Source organism: Microbacterium sp. ZKA21, from assembly GCF_050434165.1.
Classification (GTDB): Bacteria; Actinomycetota; Actinomycetes; order Actinomycetales; family Microbacteriaceae; genus Microbacterium.
In genome coordinates this window covers 818,642-837,898 of record NZ_JBNPVV010000001.1, presented here as the reverse complement: position 1 = coordinate 837,898, position 19,257 = coordinate 818,642, and the positions used below count along the sequence as shown (strand labels likewise).

The window sequence follows — 19,257 nt, the reverse complement described above, 5'->3', positions numbered from 1 at the left end:
GTGTGCCAGGAACTGGCTGTCAAACGCTGCGGCCCAGCCGCTTGCGTGTGCCCCTCAGGAGCCTTCGTGAGCTACGAGTGCGACTCCAGATCTGCTACTCGTCCTCACCTCCGATTCTAGCGCTGATCTGGCGCTTCTTGTTGCGCGACTGGATCGTGTCGCCCACCGTGCCCGCATCCGGGCGCTTCTCGAGCAGGTTCTGCATCGTCGTCCCTGACTTCGGGAACGCCCGATCGATTGCGCTCGTCGACGCAGGCGCAGCCCCACCCACCGGGGTCCCTCGGTTCACCTGCGGAGATGTCCGGGGGCGCGGCTTGACGATCTTCAACGATGGATGATCCTCGAGCAGCTGTGCCACCGACGCATCGAGCTTCGCGACATCGATTCGGCCGTCCCCGCCTGCCCACGCTTCGCGGTCGACGAGCTTCGCGAACACCTTCGGATCCGCGACACGATTCGCGATCATGCTCGAGATCACGTGCTCCTGCAGCTCCGCGATATGCGCCTCGTGATCCGCGATCGCTGCCTCCGCGGCGCGCAGTTGCGTGCGGTACTTCGCTGCCTCCGGATTGCCGCGCTTCTCGCTCTCGGCGGGCTCCTGTCCGGCGTCCTGCGCGCCCTCCTGCCGTTCCTGCGGCTGCTCCTCGCCTTCGACCGGTGTCACCGGCTCCTGGCCCTCTGCGGCGCTCTCAGCGCCCGTTGCATCCGTCATGCTTCCTCCTCGATCTCTGCGGACTCAATCAGAGCCGCTGCTTCCACTTCCTCAGCCGCAACACCGAACGCCTCCGGCACGAACACGACCGTCTGCTGATAGATCTCATCGATGTGCAAGGGCCGGCCGTCGACGTCCTCCACCATCGTCACGACCTGCTCCGTGCGCCCATCGAGCTCACGGACGACAAGCGCCGCCCGCAACCGTTCATCGTGCGTCGACACGAGGCACCTCCTCAATGTGCTTCTCCACAGACAGACGCAGCGAGTGGAACGCCGTGCGGAACGCACGCGCCTCCGCCCTCGCCGCGGCCAGTTGCAGCTCCATCTCGCGAAGCTCCGCCTCGAGCCGCTGTCGTTCCTGCTCGCTCATGCTGCCCTCCGCAAAGTGCCGTCCATCGGAAGATCGAGCCGGTATGGCTCCCCGATTATCTTGACCAGAGCACCCGGCCCAAGAAGCTTCATAGCCAGCGCCTTCCCTGGCGAATCGGGAAGATCGCTCACGACGCTCACAGGGAGCGTCGCGACGATCGGGCCGTGATCACGGACGTCGGTGAGCCGAGCGGTGTCGACGATCCACTCGTAGTCATTGAGCACGGCGAGCACGTCGTCAGGCTCTACGACCGCAGAGAACAACCGGGCATCATCGTGCTTGACGTGCCCGGAGTTCTCCCCGCCGGGCGCGTACTTGAGCGCCGCCGAGACCAGCGGCGTCCACGACACCCGGTGCTGACCGTCCGGCGCGCTCACTCTGAAGATCATTGCCGCTTCCCGTGGGCGTGTGTCCGCGAACGACACCAGTTGCAGATTCCGGGCAGTCCCAGCGAGAACGGCGCCGATCTGTGTCGCGCGGAAGAACCCGAACGCTCGGAATTCCCGAACCCAATCCGCGGCCGGCTTCTGCGCGCTCGGCGCAGTGCTCTGCAGTGTCTGTATCGCATTGGCGAGCTCGAGTGCGCGCTCCTCTCGCGCCGTCCGCTCGCGTGATGCAACGGTTGTCTGATCGCCGCCCATCAGCTCACCGTCCTGTAGACCTGGCCCGTGTCCGCGTCGATGTAGAACGTGTTCGGCGGAAGGCCGACCTCACCTCCGGCGATCGTGGGCATCGTGTCGAACCAGTACTGGAATACTCCAGGCCACACCGAGTCAGCCATGTGCGTTCTCCTGCTCTGCCGCGTGTGCGGCCTTGATCGATCGCGCGACAACCACGCGCGTACTTGAGTCGCCTCGGGCGCCGACCACTCCACCTCGACGACGTTGGCCGGCGGACGAACGCGAGCACCCTGCCAGCTCGCCCTCATCAGCCAGCGCGCGCGGGAGCGCGTAAGACCGTGAGCCCGCTGGAACGCAACGTCGGCGGCTCACCATGTCGGGAACGATCGCCCCCTCCGCCCCCTCCGGGGGAACCATCACTGCTCCGCAGCGATGACGCGATGAATGGATGGGGATCTCTCTGTTCTTCGAGAGCAGTGACCGCTGCGAGGTCGGAGGTGACGTGAGAGCGCGGGTTGAAAGTCCGCGAGTGCGCCTGACGTAAGTAGTTCTACCCTCCAGTCCGATAGCTGGACATGTCGACCACGTTGAACTTGCCCCGGTAATCCGACATGTTCGGCCCCTCAACCTGTCCAGTGGGCGGACATGTTCGAAGCTCTCCGACGTCCCCGAATCGATAGCGAGTCGCGCGCCCCTGTCGTCCTGGCTCATGCTCGATGAGCGCGCCGATCTCACGCAGCCGAGCCTGTGCCTGGTTGATCTGGGATCGTGAGATCCGGAGTTCTCGCGAGAGGCGAGTCTGTGGGCACCATGCGATGCCCTTCTCGGCGTGGTCGAGCAGCGCGAGGAGGACGAGCGCCTCGCTCTTGGTGAGCCCGAGCTCTCCGATGCCCTCACGGAACAGCCATCGTGCAGTGATTCGCGCCACACGTCACACACCTCCTTCACGGTCGCGGAGCGCTTCGTCGACGGACGCAGGGCGCCGCAGCTCTCGACTCTCACGCTCCACGTTGAGCCGTGCCGCGCGGGCGGTCGGGGTGTGCTGGGCGAGCAGTTCAGCCTGCGCCTTATACCAGTGCCGCACCGCCTCGTAGAGCTCCGGATCCAGCAGCGCACGGCCGTTCTCCTCCACGAGCATCATCCGGCCGCTCTGCGCCTCCTCAGCGGCCGCCATCTCGCGCACGAGGCTGTCGCGCATCAGAGGGCCGACGTCGAGCCGCAGCAGATGCACAGGGATCCAGTTGCTGCGAGGGTACGTGCCGGTGCTCATTCCGGCACCGCCACATCGTGCAGGGCCAGGAACTCCCGGATCGCAGTGCGTGCTCGCAGCAGCTCGTCGATCGCCCCGGAGATCTCCTCGTCGACAGCGTCAGGGTCGAAGGTCCAGTCGGTGTTGTCAGGCAGCGCGAATGACCACCGGGCCTGCTCGTCGTACTCCGACACCTCGTATCGCGTGATCAGCAGCTCGCGCGGCTCTCCGCCGGCGTACTCTCCGATCCGGATCTCAGCGAAGTGCGCACCGTCCGACTCGGGGAACAGCGAGTCATGGCCGCGGCACCAGGAGTAGATCGAGCACGGCCACTCAGATACGCTGTCCGTGTTCGGGTTCTCCTCTGGGATGGGGCAGGAAACGATCTCGCCCCTGTCGGCCGGTGCAACGGCCGCGGGGGCATTCCTCTGCTCGGTCATGCTCGCGCCGCCTCCGCGGTGCTCGTGCGCTCCGAAGCCTCGAGCCACGCGATGAGGTCCGATCGCCGGTACAGCACCTTCCGCGGCGTCGGCTTCAGGAACTTCGGGCCGTTCCCGGTGAATCGCAACTGAGCCAGATGCGCGACGGTCATGCCGGGGATCACCTCGATGGCCTGCGCGGGGGTCAGGTACTCAGTTTCCATTTTGTCCATTTCCTTTCGTTGACGGGAGTGCGAACAGTTGGAGCGTAGATCACTATTCCTACCTGTGTCAACACTGGGTATTTCTCGACTCTGTCAGAACGCGGAAGTAGAGTTTGAATCATGCACCTACAGGACTTGTCCCTCGTGAAGTGGGACGGCAATCAGTCGACAGAGCGCTTGACTGTGCCGCCGGGCATCTCCCTCCCGGCATGGATCGAGGCAACTGGGCCGCTTTCTCGTGTCATGGACACGCGATCCCTCTCCGAGGCGACAGCGGAAGCCTTGGAGGCTGAGGACGCGCTCGTGAGGATCGAGGCGAGCTACGACGCGACGGAAGAGCGCTACCTGCTTCGCAAGTTGGAGCTCAGTGCTCCAGAAGGGCGCGAGGTCACGGGCACTCTTCTACGCGAGGTCGCCCCTCTCCGAATCATGCGCTGGGTGCTGCCTCGAACGTTCCAGCCTCGTGACGTCGGATTGGCGACGCCGGCCGTTATGCGCTACATCTACCCGGAGCGCCGAATCGACCTCGAACCTCGGCCCCGGGGAGCCATTGGGCCAACTCACACAGAGATTCTGGAGGTGGCTACGGTCTATCGCCTCGCGTACATCGTTCGGGATGCGCCCGCCAAAGCCGTTGCTGACTCCCTCGGCCTTGAGCGGCGCACGGCCACGAATTGGATCTTGCGAGCCCGAAACGCTGGGTTGCTCCCCGATGGGTAGCGTCCACTCCTACGAGACGAAGGCCGGCAAGAAGCTCTACCGGATCGTCTACCGTCGCCCCGACCACAAGCAGACCCAGGAACGCGGCTTCACCCGCCGGCGCGACGCCGAGCTGCGGCTCGCCGAGGTCGAGATCGGGAAAGCGAAGGGCGACTACGTCAACCCCGCCGACGCCCGCGAAGACGTCGCCTCGATCGCCGCAGGATGGCTCAGAGCGCGCGAACAGGTCATGAAGCCGTCCAGCTACCAAGCACTGCGCGGATCGTGGGAGACGCACGTACAGCCCCGCTGGGGTGCACGTCAGGTCGGGGGAGTGAAGCACTCCGAGGTGCAGGACTGGATCGCTGAGCTCTCACGCGGACGCGCCGCCTCGACCGTCCTCCGTGCGCATGGTGTTCTCGCTGCGATCCTCGACGTCGCCGTGAACGATCGCCGCGTCAGCCGGAACGTCGCCCGCGGCATCGCGCTCCCGCGGAAGGTGCCGAAGTCGAAGCCGTACCTCACACACCACCAGGTGCAGACTCTCGCCGAAGCCTCCGCGCATCCCACGCTGGTCCTGTTCCTCGCGTACACCGGCCTCCGGTGGGGCGAAGCGACCGGGTTGCGGGTCAAGCACGTCGACGCGCTCAGGCGCCGGGTGAACGTCGAGGAGAACGCCGTGCTCGTCGGCGGCGTGATCCACGTCGGTACGCCGAAGATGCACGAGGCGCGGTCGGTCCCGTATCCGGAGTTCCTGGCGCTGCCGATCGCGAAGCTGTGCGAGGGCAAGAGTCGCGATGAGCTGCTGTTCGGCGACGGGATCAACTACATGCGGCTGCCGAACAGCGTGAAGGGATGGTTCGCCGGCGCCGTGAACCGCGTGCTCGAGGTCGAAGCGAAGGCGGCGGCCGCGGCGAAGGCTCGCGGCGAGGAAGAGCCGGTGCGGATGCCGCGCATCACTCCGCACGATCTCCGGCACACGGCGGCGTCTCTGGCGATCAGCGCCGGCGCGAACGTGAAGGCCGTGCAACGAATGCTCGGGCACGCCTCTGCGAGCATGACGCTGGACACGTACGCGGACCTGTTCGACGACGATCTCGACAGTGTTGCCGTCGCGCTCGATCAGGCTCGCCGTGCAGCGGTTGTTGCCAAAGTGTTGCCACGGGGTGCATCGGGAGAATGACGAAGGCCCCGACTTCCCAGTGTTTTCTAGGAGAGTCGAGGCCTTCGATCTGGCGGTGACGGCGGGATTCGAACCCGCGGTTGCTTGCACAACACACGCTTTCCAAGCGTGCTCCTTCGGCCGCTCGGACACGTCACCAGGGAACAACCTGTCCATCTTATCCGATCGCCCGCGCCGCCGTGACCACGGCCGCCGTGCTGTTCCGCGAGACGTGCTTTGCGGGGTGACGCTTGACCAGGGCGGCTAAGTCTCACGCCACAAAGCACGTCTCGCGGGGTGGGCCCAGCAGACGCCGCCTAAAATCGCAGGGTGGCAACTCCCAAGATCGTGCTGTTCTACGTGTTCACCCCGCTCGCCGACCCCGAGGCGATCCGGTTGTGGCAACGCGACCTCGGGGAGGCGCTGCACCTGCGCGGCCGGCTGATCATCTCGAAGGACGGCATCAACGGCACCCTCGGCGGCGATCTTCCGGCGCTCAAGAAGTGGGCCCGTTCGTTCCGCTCGTACGCCCCGTTCGCGCACGTCGACATCAAGTGGAGCGAGGGCACTGGCCTCGACGACGCCGGGCGCAGCCTCGACTTCCCCAAGCTGAGCGTCAAGGTGCGCGATGAGGTCGTCTCGTTCGGAGCACCCGGCGAACTGCGCGTCGACGCGGACGGCGTCGTGGGCGGCGGCACGCGGCTGAGCCCCGAGGCTCTGCACGAGCTGGTCGCCGAGCGCGACGACGTGGTGTTCTTCGACGGCCGCAATGCGCTCGAGGCCGAGATCGGTCGTTTCCGGAACGCCATCGTCCCGGATGCCGAGACCACACGCGACTTCATCGAGTTGCTGGATTCCGGTGCGTACGACGATCTCAAGGGCAAGCCGGTCGTCACCTACTGCACGGGCGGCATCCGCTGCGAAGTGCTGTCGAGCCTCATGACCTCGCGCGGCTTCGGCGAGGTGTACCAGCTCGAAGGCGGCATCGTCCGGTACGGCGAGACGTTCGGCGACGACGGCCTGTGGGACGGCTCGCTGTACGTCTTCGACGGCCGCGGGTCCGTCGACTTCTCCGATCATGCCGCGGTCATCGGAGAGTGCGTCGGATGCCGTCGCTCCACGAACCGCACGGCGAACTGCCCCGATCCGTCGTGCCGCGTCCAGCAGGTCGTCTGCGCGGACTGCATCGCGCTGGCCTGCGCTGCGCATGCCGCAACCGCGGCGACGGCCTGAACTCAGACGCCGGCCTGCGCGGTCGATGGACGCTGCAGGAACAGCGACCGCGGCGCGAATGCCGCGCCGAATCGGGAACGGGCGTCGACCGAGGAGCGCAGTTCCCCGAGCACACGGTGCAGCGGCTCGGCGAGGTCTTCGGCATCCTGAGACCGGACGGACCGACCAGTGGCGTCCGTGCCCGCTCGCGCATAGCTCACCCGCTCGATCGCAGCCACGAGCTCGCTGAGCGCGTCGGCGTCCGCGCCGCGCTCGGAGACGAGCTGCGCCGCGCGCATCCTGGGGCTCTGGGCATCCGACGGGTTCAGGCCGAGATCGATCATGGTGTCGCGCAGTTCGCTCCACGCGCTCGCCGCATCGCCGGTGCGCGCGCGCCCGGTCCGCGCGGCACGACGCACGCTCCTCGCCAGGAACGGCAGGAGCAGCAGGACGAAGACCGCGGCGACCGTCAGCAGCACCGGCGTCGGATCCAGCCGCTGCCGGACCACGTCGCCGCCGAGCGCCTGGTCGGGGTTCTCCGGAGCGATCGTCGGAACTTCCGACGGCGCAGCGGACGGCGCGGTCGTCGGCGTCGGCGTCTGCCCCGGCCCGGTGCCCGGACCGCCGGTCGTCTCACCTCGGGCGAAGGCGGTCGGCGTCCCGAGGGTCGCCGTCGGCTCGAACGGCACCCAGCCGATCCCCTCGAAGTGCACCTCCGGCCAGGCATGCAGCTGGTCGCTCATGACCGCGTACACCTTCTCGTCGCCGCGGGTCTCGTCGGTCAGCTGCCCGGGGAGATAGCCGACCACGACGCGCACCGGCATCCCGAGCGTCTTGGCCATCAGGGCGAAGGCACCGGCGAAGTGCACGCAATAGCCGGATCGCACATCCAGGAACGTCGCCACCGCATCAGCGCCCGTGCCGTCGAAGTCCTCCTCGACGGGGGTGTCGATCGAGTACTCGAACTCGCTGCGGAACCAGTTCTGCAGCGCGATGAGCTTCTCGTAGTCGCTCGCTGACTCCGCGGTGACGGAGCTCGCCGTCTCGGCGATGATCGCCGGCAGCTCCGACACATCGTCAAGGATCACGTCGCCGCCCGCGGCGCGGGATGCCGCGATCTGCTCGAACGTCGGCCGCACGAGTGCGGAGGTGACCGTGTAGTCGCGCCCCGAGGCATCGGCGACATCCGAGACGACAGTGCGATTGGACCTCATGACGTCCCACCCCGTCGAGACGCCGACGAGGCGCTCGGCCGGGTAGGGCACCGGGAGGCGCGAGCTCGACAGCCCCAGGATCCGGATCGAGGTCTGCCGGGCGTCGCCGGTGAGCTCGTCCTCCCACTCGGGTTCGCCGAAGCCCTGCGCCAGCGGCTGCGTGTCCTCCTGATCCGGGCGCCACACCTCGCCGTTGAAGCGCGACAGGGTGGCGATGCGCAGGTACGGCGCCGTCTCGGCGCTGGTCGCGAGCGACATCACCTGCGTGGGATTCGGCCGTCGCAGGTCGTCGCCCAGCCGCAGCGATGCGTCGATCGTCACGCCGGACCCTGCGCCGACCCACGAGGCGGACACCGGCAGGGTCGGTGCCACGATGACGGTGAGCGCGATCGCCGTGACGCCCACACCGGCCATGACCGCGACCGACGTGCGCTGCGCCGAACGACGGTCGCCTCCTGCGCTGCTGCGCAGCAGCATGAGGATGAGCGCCGCCAGCGCGACGAACCAGATCACGTTGGCGTCGCCGAGGGTGATGATCATCGGCAGCGCACCGACGACGGTGACGAGCACTGCCGCAGGCAGCGCCCGGCGGTGGGCGACGAGCTGATCGATGGCGATGACGACCACCGCGAACGCCGCACCGATCACGGTCCGCAGCGCCAGTGTGTCCTCCAGCGGCGCGGAGCCGTTGTACACCTCGGCGCCGGCCTGCGCCGCGAGTTCCGCGAACGCCGTCGCGGTGCTCGCTGTCGGGAGGATGCCGAGCAGAGCCGTCTGCGGCAGGAGCATGGCCGTCAGCAGGAACACGGATGCCGCGACCTGCACGGCCACTGTCGTCAGCGTCCGGGCGACCGCCGAGCGCTCGGCCAGGAACACGCGAATGATCGCGCCGATGAGACAGAGGACGACGATGAGCGTGCCGGCGACGAGACTCCACTGACCGGCGTGCACGACGGGGACATACGGCCAGAGCGCGATGACCGCTGCGAACGCTGCCAGAAGAGATCGACCCACGATCCCTTCACGGCGCGGCTCGACGTCCATCGCCCAGGCGCCGGTCGGCGTCTCAACGCGGGACACGACCGCCCCCTGCCAGCATGCGCTCGGGAAGCGCGAGCTCCCACGATGCGGCGATGTCGTCGGTGAGGACGGCGCAGGTGAAGCCGGCTGCGGATGCCGTGGTGAGCAGCTCGGGCGCCGGGTGGGCGGCGAGCAGAATGGGGACGGCGGCGCCGCCGTGATGCAGCAGTTCCTGATCGGCCGCGGAGATGCTGCCGGTGATGACCACCAGCGGACCGGGAGGTGTGCCGCCGACGATGGATGCCAGATCACGGGATTCGCCTCGTGGGGCCAGGATCGCGAGCGCCACGAGGAGCTCGTCGCGGTCGTCCTCGTGACCGCGCAGCGTGCCGATCGTGGTCCCGGCGCTGTCGAGCACGTCGACGCTGTACCCCTCGCCGGCCAGGTGCAGCGCGATCGACGCGCACGCCGACACGGCCGACTCGAACGCCGCGTCGACGCCGCGGTCCGGCCGCGCCCAGCGCCTGGCCGCGCGGTCGATCACGACGATCGCATCGGGGCTGGACTCCTCTTCCTCCTGACGCACCATCAGCTCGCCTCGATGCGCGGTCGCGCGCCAATGGATGCGCCGCATCGAATCGCCGGACACGTAGTGCCGAGGTGAGAGGTTGTCACTGCCCTGACCGAGCCGACTCGACGACATGTGCGCGGTGCCGCCCGCGGCGCCCCAATGCGCCGCGAGCGGCGCCAGCGGGATCACCTCCGGCACCACCGTGACGGTCCTGGTCTCACCGAACACCTGCTCGCGCTGAGCGAGACCGAACGGATCGACGGTCCGCAGCACGAGCGGGCCGACCGGCCAGATCCCGCGGCGCACGCCGGTGATGGGGTAGCGCAGCACCCCGGCATCCGGCGGGTAATCGCCTGCGGCATCGCCGGTCACGGCATCCGGGAGCACATCGCGCCAGCGGCCGTGCGGGATGCGCAGCGACCGCAGCGCGAAGCGCACCGTCACGCGCGATTCCTCGCCGACGGTCAGCAGGTCCGTCGAGACCTGGCGGGTGACGGTGCCGCTGCGTCGCGGCACGTACACGACCAGTACCGAGAGCACGGTGAGGACGAACAGCAGCACCGCCACGTAGACGAGGATCGGCGCCGACACGACGTTCGCCGCGATCGCGAACAGCACGCCGAGGACGATCGCGCCCAGCCCGCGGGCGGTGAGAGGACGACGACGGCGCTCGGACATGACCGGATCCGCTCAGGCGCGGGTCGCGACGGGAACGCGCACCCGGTCGATGATCTGCGCGAGTGCGGCCTCGACGGGCTGGGCTCCGGCACGATGGACGCCGCGCGCCGGCAGCAGCCGATGCGCGAAGACCGGGACCAGGAGCGCCGCGAGATCGTCGGGGATGACGAACTCGCGGGCATCCAACGCGGCCCACACCTTGGCCGCGCGGACCAGTTGCAGCGTCGCCCGAGGGCTCGCGCCCAGATGCAGGCTCGGATCCGACCTGGTGGCCTGTGCGAGGGCGACCGCGTACTCCTCGATGCTCGGCGCGACGTGCACGGCGCGCGCCGCCTCGATGAGGGCGCTCACGTCCCGTGATCCCACGACCGGGCGGATCGCGGCGAGCGGGTTGACGGTGTCGCGCTGGCGCAGCATGAGCGCTTCGGCGGCCGGGTCGGGATAGCCCATCGAGATGCGCATCATGAAGCGGTCGCGTTGCGCCTCCGGCAGGGCGTACGTGCCCTCCATCTCGAGGGGGTTCTGCGTCGCGACGACGAGGAACGGATCGGGCAGCGGATGCGTCCGGCCGTCGACCGTGACCTGCTTCTCCTCCATGGCCTCGAGCAGCGCCGACTGCGTCTTGGGGGAGGAGCGGTTGATCTCGTCGGCGATGACGATGTGCGCGAACACCGCGCCCTGCTTGAACTCGAACTCGCGGTCGACCGGGTTGTATACGCTGACACCGGTGACGTCGCCGGGCAGCAGATCGGGCGTGAACTGGATGCGGCGCACCGTCGCGTCCACGCTTGCGGCGAGGGCGCGGGCGAGCATGGTCTTGCCGACGCCTGGAACGTCCTCGATGAGCAGATGCCCCTCGGCGAGGAGGCACACCAGGGCGCTGCGCACGGCATCCGCTTTGCCGTCGATGACCTTGCCGACCGAGCCGAGGATGGCGGAGGTCTGCTCCGCGAACCGTTCGGCCGTCATGGCGGATGCGTCCTGATGCATGCGTCCCCTCTCGCCCTGCCACCCCGCGTCGGGCTGTGAACCGATCGTAACCCGCCAGGGGCGCGGGCGTACCGCTGGGTCCAGGATGCGGTTAGCCTCGTGGCATGGGACTGTTCCGCAACGATCCGCAGCGCGTGCGACTGGAGTCGCAGGACGTCGAGCTGAAGGCCACACGAGCACCGTGGAGTCTCTGGGCCGACGGATTCGGCAAGCTCGGCATCCGGTCGATCCAGATCATCGTCGTCGTGGTGGTCGCGGCGGCGATCATCTTCGCGATCCAGCAGCTCACGCTCGTGACGATTCCCCTCATGATCGCCCTCATCCTCGCCTGCGCGTTCACGCCCGTCATGAATGCGATGCGCCGACGCGGCGTGCCGTCCGTGCTGGCGACGCTCATCACGCTGCTCGCGATCGTCGTCATCCTGGGCCTTCTCGGCTGGTTGATCGTGTGGGCCGTGCGCGATCAGTGGGATGAGCTGTACTCCCAGGCGGAGGAGGGCTTCCAGCAGCTGCTCGCCTGGTCGCAGACGCTGCCGTTCGAGTTCCTGCAACCCGAACAGATCGATGAGGGGATCGCCGCGCTGACCGATTTCGTCACGAGCGCCCAGTTCGGATCCGGAGCGCTGGCCGGTGTCAGCGCCGTCGCGAACTTCGTCACCGGATTCGTGCTGATGGTGACGATCCTGTTCTTCTTCCTCAAGGACGGCCCGCAGATGTGGGAGTTCCTGCTTCGGCCGTTCCGCGGCGAGAACTACCTGCGCGCTCGCCGCATCGGCGACAAGACGGTCAGCACGCTCGGCTCGTACGTCCGCGGGACCGCCACGGTCGCCGCCGTCGACGCCATCGGCATCCTGATCGGTCTGCTCATCCTGCAGGTGCCGCTCGCGATCCCGCTGGCCGTGCTCGTGTTCCTGCTGGCATTCATCCCGATCGTCGGCGCCACGGTCGCCGGCATCCTCGCCGCTCTCGTCGCCCTGGTCGCGAACGGCTGGGTCGTCGCGCTCATCGTCGTGGGCGTCGTCGTGCTCGTCAATCAGCTCGAGGGCAACTTCCTGCAGCCGTTCCTCATGGGCCGGTCCATGAAGCTGCACGCCTTCGTCATCCTCGTCGCGCTGACCGTCGGCACGGTGCTCGGCGGCATCGTCGGAGCGATCCTGGCCGTGCCGATCACTGCGGCGCTGTGGGGCGTGATCCAGGTCTGGGATGGGCCGCACACACCAGCCAGATGGGCGAGGGCGAAAGCACCCGCCGAAGCCGGGTAGACTGTTCCAAGCCCTCCGCGTGACGGCATCCAGGCCAATTCCCCCAGGACGGAAACGTAGCAAGGGTAACCGGGCTCTGCCGGGTGCGCGGAGGGTCTTTCCGTTTCCGGATGCCTGTTCTCCCAGCATCCTTCGGGTGCGCACTGACAGGATCTGGATGTGACCACACCGCGGACCCCTGCCAGGCGGAGCGCCGTCGCCCGCTTCGCGTCGCCGGTGATCCTGCTGGCGCTGATGTGGGCGGTCCAGTTCGCGGACGCCGTGCTGCCGGGGTCCTTCACCGGGTTCGGTCTCCGCTCGTGGGACGTCTCCGGACTCGGTGGCATCGTCCTCAGCCCGCTGCTGCACGCGAGCTGGGCGCACCTGATCGCGAACTCGCTGCCCTTCCTCGTGCTGGGCTGCCTCGTCGCGATCGAGGGTGCAGGGCGGTTCTGGCTCGTCACGGCCATCATCGCCGTCGTCGGGGGTGCGGGCACGTGGCTCGTCAACGCGCCTGGCACGCTCACCGTCGGCGCGTCCGTTCTCGTGTTCGGTTACTTCGGCTACGTCGTCGTGCGCGTGTGCGCGCCGGGGCGCGTGGCGCACCGGATCGGGTACGCGCTCATCGCCCTGATCGTCATCGTGCTGTACGGCACCGCGATGTTCTCGGGTGTGTTCGGGGTCGCGGACGGCGTCTCGTGGCAGGCACACCTGTTCGGCGCGATCGGCGGCGCGCTCGCCGTGTTCATCGGACGGGCACCAGGGCGGCGCCCGTGAGCAGTCGCACGGCGGCCCGTCGCCGTCCGGTGACCCGCCGCCGCGCTCGGCGCCGCAAACCGGGTGCTCGCAAGCGCGCGGCGCTGCGCCGGCAGCGGCGGCTCGTCGCACGGCGCGTGCTGATCGGCAGCGCAGCAGTGGCCGCCGTCGCCGCGCTGGCCGTTCTGCTGCCGATGACCGCGCAGGCTCCGGTCTGCGCCGCCGAACCGGCGAGCTTCCCCGTCGCGGGGATCGAGGGCTGGCAGGGCGAGCAACTCGAGAACGCCGCCACGATCGTGCTGACCGCACGCGAGCGGGGCTTCGACCGCGCGGGTCAGGTCATCGGCGTGATGGCGGCGATGGGCGAGAGCTCGCTGCGCGTGATCGACTACGGCGACTGGGAGACCGCCGGCGTCACCAATCCGGACGGCTCGCGCACCAGCAGCATCGGCCTGTTCCAGCAGCAGGACTGGTGGGGGAGTGCCGAGCAGCGGATGGACCCGGCATCCTCCGCTGGCCTGTTCTTCGACCGTCTCGGACGGCTCACCGGTTGGCAGGAGCTGGAGCCGTCGATCGCGATCCACCGGGTGCAGATCAACAGCGACCCGCAGCACTACGCCCGATTCCACGCGGATGCCGAGGCCGTCGTCGACGCGCTCTCCGGCGCCTGCGAGGTCGACGGCTGAAACACGCGGGCGCGTAGGCTGGGGTCGTGGCGCGGAGCATCTACATCACCTCGGCCGAGGGACACACCGGCAAATCCACGATCGCCCTGGGCGTGCTCGACGCGCTCATGCGCGTGACGCCGCGCGTGGGGGTGTTCCGCCCGATCGCGCGCTCGTCCGCCGAACGCGACTACGTCCTGGAACTGCTCCTCGCGCACGACGGCGTCCAGCTCGACTACGACGACTGCGTCGGAGTCACATACGACGACGTCCGCGCCGATCCGGACCGGGCCCTGTCGACGATCATCGCCCGATTCAAGGCGGTCGAGGCGCAGTGCGACGCGGTCGTCGTCATCGGCAGCGACTACACGGATGTCGGCAGCCCCGCCGAACTCGGCTACAACGCCCGCATCGCGGCCAACCTGGGTGCACCGGTGCTGCTGGTGCTGTCCGGCCGCGACCAGCAGCATCGGGCCGAGCAGCTCGGCACGACCACCGCGCGCACGTCTGCCGCGGTGAGCCAGCTGGCGGCCCTCGCGCTCGCCGAGCTCGCCGCCGAACGGGCGGAGCTGTTCGCCGTGATCGTGAACCGTGCGGATCCGGATGCCGCGGCCGACACGATCGACGCCGTGCACGCGGTGCAATCGGAGGCGACGCCGGTATGGGCGATCCCCGAGGACCGTTCGCTCGTCGCGCCGTCGATCCGCGGCATCCTGAACGCCGTCGACGGCCGACTGGTCAAGGGTGACGACGATCTCCTCGCGCGGGAGGCGCTCAGCGTGGTCGTCGCCGGCATGTCGATGGTGAACGTGCTGCCGCGACTCACCGCCGATTCGGTCGTCATCATCCCCGCGGACCGCACCGAGGTGCTGCTGGCGGCGCTCCTCGCGGATGCTTCCGGCACGTTCCCGTCGATCGCGGGCATCGTGCTCAACGGGCCCTTCCCACTGCCGGAGTCGATCGAGACGCTGCTGGACGGGCTGGCGTCGCGCGTGCCGATCATCGCGACCGACCTCGGCACGTACGACACCGCGGTCCGCGTGATGGGCGCCAGAGGCCGGCTGGCCGCGGACTCCCGCCGGCGCTACGACACCGCGCTCGGGCTGTTCCAGACGCACGTCGACATCTCGGAGCTGACCCGTCTGCTCGGTCTGGCCGAGGCGACGGTCGTCACGCCGCTCATGTTCGAGTACGGACTCATCGAGCGTGCGCGCTCCGACCGCAAGCGCATCGTGCTGCCGGAGGGCGGCGACGACCGCATCCTCCAGGCGGCGGCCACACTGATCGCCCGCGACGTCGCCGAACTGACGATCCTGGGGGAGGAACCCGCGATCAGGGCGCGAGCCGTCGAGCTGGGCGTCGACATCGCCGCGGCCCGGATCATCAGCACGACGGATCCGTCGTACGTCGAGAAGTTCGCCGCCGAGTACGCGCGGCTGCGCGCGCACAAGGGCGTGACTCTCGCACAGGCGGCCGACACCGTGACGGACGTGTCGTACTTCGGGACGATGATGGTGCATCTCGGACTCGCCGACGGCATGGTCTCGGGGGCGGCGCACACCACGGCGCACACGATCCGGCCGTCGTTCGAGATCATCAAGACCCGACCAGGCGTCGACGTCGTCTCCAGCGTCTTCCTCATGGCGCTCGCCGATCGCGTGCTCGTGTACGGCGACTGCGCGGTCATCCCCGACCCGACGAGCGTGCAACTGGCCGACATCGCGATCTCGTCGGCCGAGACGGCGCGGCAGTTCGGCATCGATCCGCGAATCGCGATGCTGTCGTACTCGACGGGGGAATCCGGGTCGGGGGCCGACGTCGACAAGGTGCGCGAGGCGACGGCTCTCGTGCGCGAGCGGGCCCCCGAGCTCCTCGTCGAGGGGCCGATCCAGTACGACGCGGCGGCGGATGCGGCCGTCGCGAAGGCGAAGCTGCCCGAGTCCGCTGTCGCGGGACGCGCGACCGTCTTCGTCTTCCCCGACCTCAACACCGGCAACAACACCTACAAGGCCGTGCAGCGCTCGGCTGGCGCCGTCGCGATCGGGCCGGTCCTGCAGGGGCTGAACAAGCCCATCAACGACCTGAGTCGTGGGGCGCTCGTGGAGGACATCGTGAACACCGTCGCGATCACGGCGATCCAGGCGCAGGGCGGTGCCGCATGAGCGTCGTCCTCGTCATCAACAGCGGCTCGTCGTCGCTGAAGTACAGCCTCATGGACATGGACCGAGAGCTTCCGCTGGGCGAGGGGCTGATCGAGCGCATCGGGCAGGATGCCGGAGACATCACCCACACGGTCCGTCGCGTCTCGGACGGCACGGCGGCACCGACGGTGCTCGATGAGAAGCATCGCGATTCGCGCCGGATCGCCGACCACGACGAGGCGTTCCGCCTGATGCTCGAGCAGTTCGCGGAGCACGGTCCGCAACTGGACGACCAGCCTCCTGTCGCGGTCGGACACCGAGTTGTGCACGGCGGGGCGCGCTTCTTCGCTCCCACGCTCATCGACGATCTCGTCGAGATCAACATCGAGGATCTCGCCGACCTCGCTCCGCTGCACAACCCCGGCGCTGTCGCCGGCATCCGTGCCGGGCGACGCGCCTTCGACTCGGTGCCGCACATCGCCGTCTTCGACACGGCGTTCCACCAGACGCTGCCGCCCGCGGCCTACACGTACGCGATCGACAAGTCGCTCGCCGAGCGGCACAGGGTGCGCCGCTACGGCTTCCACGGCACGAGTCACAAGTTCGTCTCGGAGCAGGCGGCCGCCTTCGTCGATCGACCTCTCGAGGACCTGCGGCAGATCGTGCTGCACCTCGGCAACGGCGTTTCGATGACCGCGATCGACGGCGGACGGTCCGTGGAGACCTCGATGGGCATGACGCCGCTCGAGGGGCTCGTCATGGGCACGCGCTCCGGCGACATCGACCCCGCGGTGCTGATCCATCTCGCCCGCCGCGCAGGGTTGAGCACGGACGACCTCGACACCCTGCTGAACAAGCGGAGCGGCCTGCTCGGGCTGGCCGGACGCAGCGACATGCGCGACATCCTCGCGGGGGTGGATGCCGGAGAGGATGCCGCGACGCTGGCGTTCGACGTGTACATCCACCGTCTGCGGGCCTACCTCGGGGCGTACATCGCGCAGCTCGGGGGAGTGGACGTCATCTCGTTCACCGCCGGTGTCGGCGAGAACGCCGCGCGGGTGCGCGCGGAGGCGCTGGCGACTCTCGGATTCCTGGGCGTGCAGCTCGACCGCGAGCTCAACGAGCAGCGGCGCCCCGGCATCCGTCGCATCTCGACGACGGAGTCGACCGTGGACGTCCTCGTCGTCCCGACGAACGAGGAACTCGAGATCGCCCGACAGGCGCTGAGCCTGGTCTGAGACGTCTCGTTCCCCTGCCCATGCGCAGTAGGGCTGCCTCACGCTGCCGCAATCGCACATCGTAAGTAAACAAGTTAAAACAAGTAAGAACTTCCCGTTACTCAAGCGTTACCGTCGTGAATTGACGCGCGCGCTCCGCTCCGCGAAGCTGGTTCCCGCAACCCTGCTGGGTTGCCTGCTCAAAGGCGACAGAGTCTGCACAGAGACGTGGGAAACATGACTTCACAATTAGCAACAGAAGTAAACAAGCCGAGACGCATCTCGGACAAGTTCTTCGCCTTCCTCCTCGTGGTCCCCGGGCTCGCGCTGCTCGCGGCAGTCGTCGTCTATCCGCTCATCACGAGTCTCGTCACGGCGTTCTTCGAGCAGAGCCTTCTCTTCCCGGGGCGCGAGTTCGTCGGGCTGCAGAACATCATCGATGTCCTCCAGGGCGAGTTCATGACCTTGTTCGGTCAGACGATGGTCTTCACGATCGGGACCACGGTGCTGCCGTTCATCATCGGCTTCGCTCTGGCGCTCGCGCTCAACACGCGGATCGCCGGATCCAAGGTCATGCGCGGGCTCATGCTCATCCCGTGGCTGGTGCCCGGGGTCGTCGTGTCGTTCCTGTGGATGTGGATCTTCAACGCCAATTACGGCGTGATGAACGCCCTGCTGCAAGGGATCGGCCTGATCGACGAACCGCAGGCGTGGCTCGCGCAGCCGGGGACCGCGATGGTCGCCGTGATCATCGCGAAGACCTGGCAGTCCTTCCCGTGGATGATGGTCATGCTTCTCGCGGGGCTCCAGACGGTGCCCCGCGAGCTGCACGAGGCGGCCGAGATCGACGGCGCCGGCACGATCCGCCGCTTCTTCTCCATCACCGTCCCGCAGATGCAGGGCATCATCGGCCTCGTCCTGCTTCTCGAGTTCATCTGGAACTTCCAGCACTTCGACATCATCTACGTCCTCACCGGCGGAGGACCGGCCGGAAGCACGCAGACGTTCGCGACCGCGGTGTACGAGACCGCCTTCCACAGCTTCGACCTCGGTCATGCCGGCGCCCTGGGCCTGCTCTGGCTCCTGCTGCTGATGATCCTCGTCGTCGTCTATGTGCGCTTCTCGGAGAAGGGGGAGAAGAAATGACCGCCACGCTGCTGCCGGAGAACCCGGCCACCTCGGCGGGGGCCACGGCCGCCCAGGTGCTCCCTCCTCGCAAGGTCCGCAAACCTCGGCCGGCATCCGCCGAACGTCGGGAGCGGCCGGGGGTGCGCATCGCCGCCTGGCTGACGATCCTCGTCTTCGGCGGGTTCGCGCTGCTCCCGGTGTACTGGCTGCTCGCGACGTCGCTCACGCCGAAGACCGACGTCTTCGCCTATCCGCCGAAGCTGTTCCCGAGCGAGATCTCGTTCGAGGCGTACGCCTCGCTGTTCTCCAACCCGCAGCTGTTCGTGTACCTGCAGAACAGCGTCATCGTCTCGGTCATCACGGCCGTCCTGTCGGTGCTCGTGTCCGCCTACATGGGCTACTCGTTCTCGAAGTTCCGCTACACGGGGCGCCGCGCCCTGATGTACTTCGTGCTCGCGTCGCAGATGTTCCCGCAGGCTCTGCTGCTGGTGACGCTGTACACGGTGTTCGCGGCCTACAACCTCCTGAACACCTACACAGCGCTGGTGCTGTCGTTCACGACCTTCACACTCCCGCTGTGCGTCTGGATGCTGAAGGGGTTCTTCGACACGATCCCGGACGAGCTCATCGAAGCGGCGCGCGTCGACGGCGCTTCGCGGATGCGCATCATCCACTCGATCGTGCTGCCGCTCTCGGCTCCCGGTCTCGTGGCCGCCGGGCTGTTCGCGTTCGTTCGCGGCTGGAACGACTTCATCTTCGCCCTCACGCTCGCCGGCCCCGAGAAGCAGACGCTCCCGCCGGGGCTCGTCAACACGTTCGTCGGCGAGGCGTCCACCGCATGGCCGGAGCTCATGGCGGCATCGCTCGTCGTCTCGCTCCCTGTCGCGATCGTCTTCATCCTGCTCCAGCGCTACCTCGTCGGCGGTATGACCGCCGGCGCGGTCAAGGGCTGATCCGCATCACGCAA

The 19,257-nt window shown here is 68.1% G+C and carries 22 protein-coding genes, 1 tRNA gene and 1 other RNA gene; 11 read left to right on the top strand and 13 right to left on the bottom strand.

Going from position 1 to position 19,257, the window contains the following annotated elements:
- Window positions 1-94 precede the first annotated feature (94 nt).
- The 9 genes from M2317_RS04225 to M2317_RS04185 all read right to left on the bottom strand — a co-directional run bounded on the left by M2317_RS04225 (window position 95) and on the right by M2317_RS04185 (window position 3,596).
- The gene (locus M2317_RS04225) at window positions 95-712 is read right to left on the bottom strand and encodes a hypothetical protein (protein WP_429457582.1); all 618 of its coding nucleotides are present in this window, start codon (window positions 710-712) and stop codon (window positions 95-97) included.
- Entirely contained in the window at window positions 709-936 is a 228-nt protein-coding gene (locus M2317_RS04220) for a hypothetical protein (RefSeq protein ID WP_429457580.1), read from the bottom strand. Before M2317_RS04220 ends, M2317_RS04225 begins: the two co-directional genes overlap by 4 nt.
- A complete protein-coding gene (locus M2317_RS04215; RefSeq protein ID WP_429457578.1) occupies window positions 920-1,084 on the bottom strand; it encodes a hypothetical protein in 165 nt (54 codons plus the stop codon). The genes M2317_RS04220 and M2317_RS04215 overlap by 17 nt, the downstream gene beginning before the upstream one ends.
- Entirely contained in the window at window positions 1,081-1,725 is a 645-nt protein-coding gene (locus tag M2317_RS04210; protein ID WP_429457576.1) for a hypothetical protein, read from the bottom strand. The genes M2317_RS04215 and M2317_RS04210 overlap by 4 nt, the downstream gene beginning before the upstream one ends.
- Window positions 1,725-1,865, bottom strand: coding sequence for a hypothetical protein (locus M2317_RS04205; RefSeq protein ID WP_429457574.1), 141 nt, complete (start codon window positions 1,863-1,865; stop codon window positions 1,725-1,727). Before M2317_RS04205 ends, M2317_RS04210 begins: the two co-directional genes overlap by 1 nt.
- Before the next feature lie 389 nt (window positions 1,866-2,254).
- On the bottom strand, window positions 2,255-2,632 hold the full coding sequence (locus M2317_RS04200; protein ID WP_429457572.1) for a helix-turn-helix domain-containing protein: 378 nt from the start codon (window positions 2,630-2,632) through the stop codon (window positions 2,255-2,257).
- 3 nt (window positions 2,633-2,635) lie between these two features.
- Entirely contained in the window at window positions 2,636-2,974 is a 339-nt protein-coding gene (locus M2317_RS04195; RefSeq protein ID WP_429457571.1) for a hypothetical protein, read from the bottom strand.
- Window positions 2,971-3,393: a hypothetical protein gene (locus M2317_RS04190; RefSeq protein ID WP_429457569.1), complete on the bottom strand. Its 423-nt coding sequence runs from the start codon at window positions 3,391-3,393 to the stop codon at window positions 2,971-2,973. The genes M2317_RS04195 and M2317_RS04190 overlap by 4 nt, the downstream gene beginning before the upstream one ends.
- A complete protein-coding gene (locus M2317_RS04185; RefSeq protein ID WP_429457567.1) occupies window positions 3,390-3,596 on the bottom strand; it encodes a helix-turn-helix transcriptional regulator in 207 nt (68 codons plus the stop codon). Before M2317_RS04185 ends, M2317_RS04190 begins: the two co-directional genes overlap by 4 nt.
- A gap of 120 nt (window positions 3,597-3,716) precedes the next feature.
- Between M2317_RS04185 and M2317_RS04180 the strand changes: the two genes are divergently transcribed.
- A complete protein-coding gene (locus M2317_RS04180; RefSeq protein WP_429457565.1) occupies window positions 3,717-4,316 on the top strand; it encodes a hypothetical protein in 600 nt (199 codons plus the stop codon).
- Window positions 4,309-5,478 carry a tyrosine-type recombinase/integrase gene (locus tag M2317_RS04175; RefSeq protein ID WP_429457563.1) on the top strand — a complete coding sequence of 390 codons (1,170 nt, stop codon included), beginning with the start codon at window positions 4,309-4,311 and terminating at the stop codon, window positions 5,476-5,478. Before M2317_RS04180 ends, M2317_RS04175 begins: the two co-directional genes overlap by 8 nt.
- A 50-nt stretch (window positions 5,479-5,528) precedes the next feature.
- Here M2317_RS04175 and M2317_RS04170 read toward each other — a convergent pair.
- Window positions 5,529-5,616: transfer RNA gene (locus tag M2317_RS04170), tRNA-Ser, on the bottom strand.
- A gap of 171 nt (window positions 5,617-5,787) precedes the next feature.
- Between M2317_RS04170 and M2317_RS04165 the strand changes: the two genes are divergently transcribed.
- A complete protein-coding gene (locus M2317_RS04165; RefSeq protein ID WP_429457561.1) occupies window positions 5,788-6,690 on the top strand; it encodes a rhodanese-related sulfurtransferase in 903 nt (300 codons plus the stop codon).
- Between the two features lie 2 nt (window positions 6,691-6,692).
- On the opposite strand, the gene M2317_RS04160 is transcribed toward M2317_RS04165, so the two are convergent.
- From M2317_RS04160 to M2317_RS04150, 3 genes are read right to left on the bottom strand one after another with little or no spacing between them, the layout of a single operon-like run.
- Window positions 6,693-8,963, bottom strand: coding sequence for a transglutaminaseTgpA domain-containing protein (locus M2317_RS04160; protein ID WP_429457559.1), 2,271 nt, complete (start codon window positions 8,961-8,963; stop codon window positions 6,693-6,695).
- Window positions 8,950-10,152: a DUF58 domain-containing protein gene (locus M2317_RS04155; RefSeq protein WP_429457557.1), complete on the bottom strand. Its 1,203-nt coding sequence runs from the start codon at window positions 10,150-10,152 to the stop codon at window positions 8,950-8,952. Before M2317_RS04155 ends, M2317_RS04160 begins: the two co-directional genes overlap by 14 nt.
- Window positions 10,153-10,164: 12 nt before the next feature.
- A complete protein-coding gene (locus tag M2317_RS04150) occupies window positions 10,165-11,142 on the bottom strand; it encodes an AAA family ATPase (protein WP_429457555.1) in 978 nt (325 codons plus the stop codon).
- 104 nt (window positions 11,143-11,246) lie between these two features.
- Here M2317_RS04150 and M2317_RS04145 point away from each other — a divergent pair, with 104 nt between their 5' ends.
- The 8 genes from M2317_RS04145 to M2317_RS04110 all read left to right on the top strand — a co-directional run bounded on the left by M2317_RS04145 (window position 11,247) and on the right by M2317_RS04110 (window position 19,243).
- Entirely contained in the window at window positions 11,247-12,404 is a 1,158-nt protein-coding gene (locus M2317_RS04145) for an AI-2E family transporter (RefSeq protein ID WP_429457553.1), read from the top strand.
- A 5-nt stretch (window positions 12,405-12,409) separates the two neighbouring features.
- An RNA gene (ffs, locus tag M2317_RS04140) (signal recognition particle sRNA small type) lies at window positions 12,410-12,509 on the top strand.
- 54 nt (window positions 12,510-12,563) lie between these two features.
- Window positions 12,564-13,160: a rhomboid family intramembrane serine protease gene (locus M2317_RS04135; RefSeq protein WP_429457551.1), complete on the top strand. Its 597-nt coding sequence runs from the start codon at window positions 12,564-12,566 to the stop codon at window positions 13,158-13,160.
- The gene (locus M2317_RS04130) at window positions 13,157-13,825 is read left to right on the top strand and encodes a hypothetical protein (protein WP_429457550.1); all 669 of its coding nucleotides are present in this window, start codon (window positions 13,157-13,159) and stop codon (window positions 13,823-13,825) included. The genes M2317_RS04135 and M2317_RS04130 overlap by 4 nt, the downstream gene beginning before the upstream one ends.
- Before the next feature lie 26 nt (window positions 13,826-13,851).
- Window positions 13,852-15,966, top strand: coding sequence for a phosphate acetyltransferase (pta, locus tag M2317_RS04125; protein ID WP_429457549.1), 2,115 nt, complete (start codon window positions 13,852-13,854; stop codon window positions 15,964-15,966).
- The gene (locus M2317_RS04120) at window positions 15,963-17,183 is read left to right on the top strand and encodes an acetate/propionate family kinase (protein ID WP_429457547.1); all 1,221 of its coding nucleotides are present in this window, start codon (window positions 15,963-15,965) and stop codon (window positions 17,181-17,183) included. Before pta ends, M2317_RS04120 begins: the two co-directional genes overlap by 4 nt.
- A 216-nt stretch (window positions 17,184-17,399) precedes the next feature.
- Window positions 17,400-18,308, top strand: coding sequence for a carbohydrate ABC transporter permease (locus M2317_RS04115; RefSeq protein ID WP_429457545.1), 909 nt, complete (start codon window positions 17,400-17,402; stop codon window positions 18,306-18,308).
- Window positions 18,305-19,243 (top strand): carbohydrate ABC transporter permease, encoded by a 939-nt coding sequence (locus M2317_RS04110; RefSeq protein ID WP_429457543.1) that lies wholly within the window; start codon window positions 18,305-18,307, stop codon window positions 19,241-19,243. Before M2317_RS04115 ends, M2317_RS04110 begins: the two co-directional genes overlap by 4 nt.
- The last annotated feature ends 14 nt before the right edge of the window (window positions 19,244-19,257 follow it).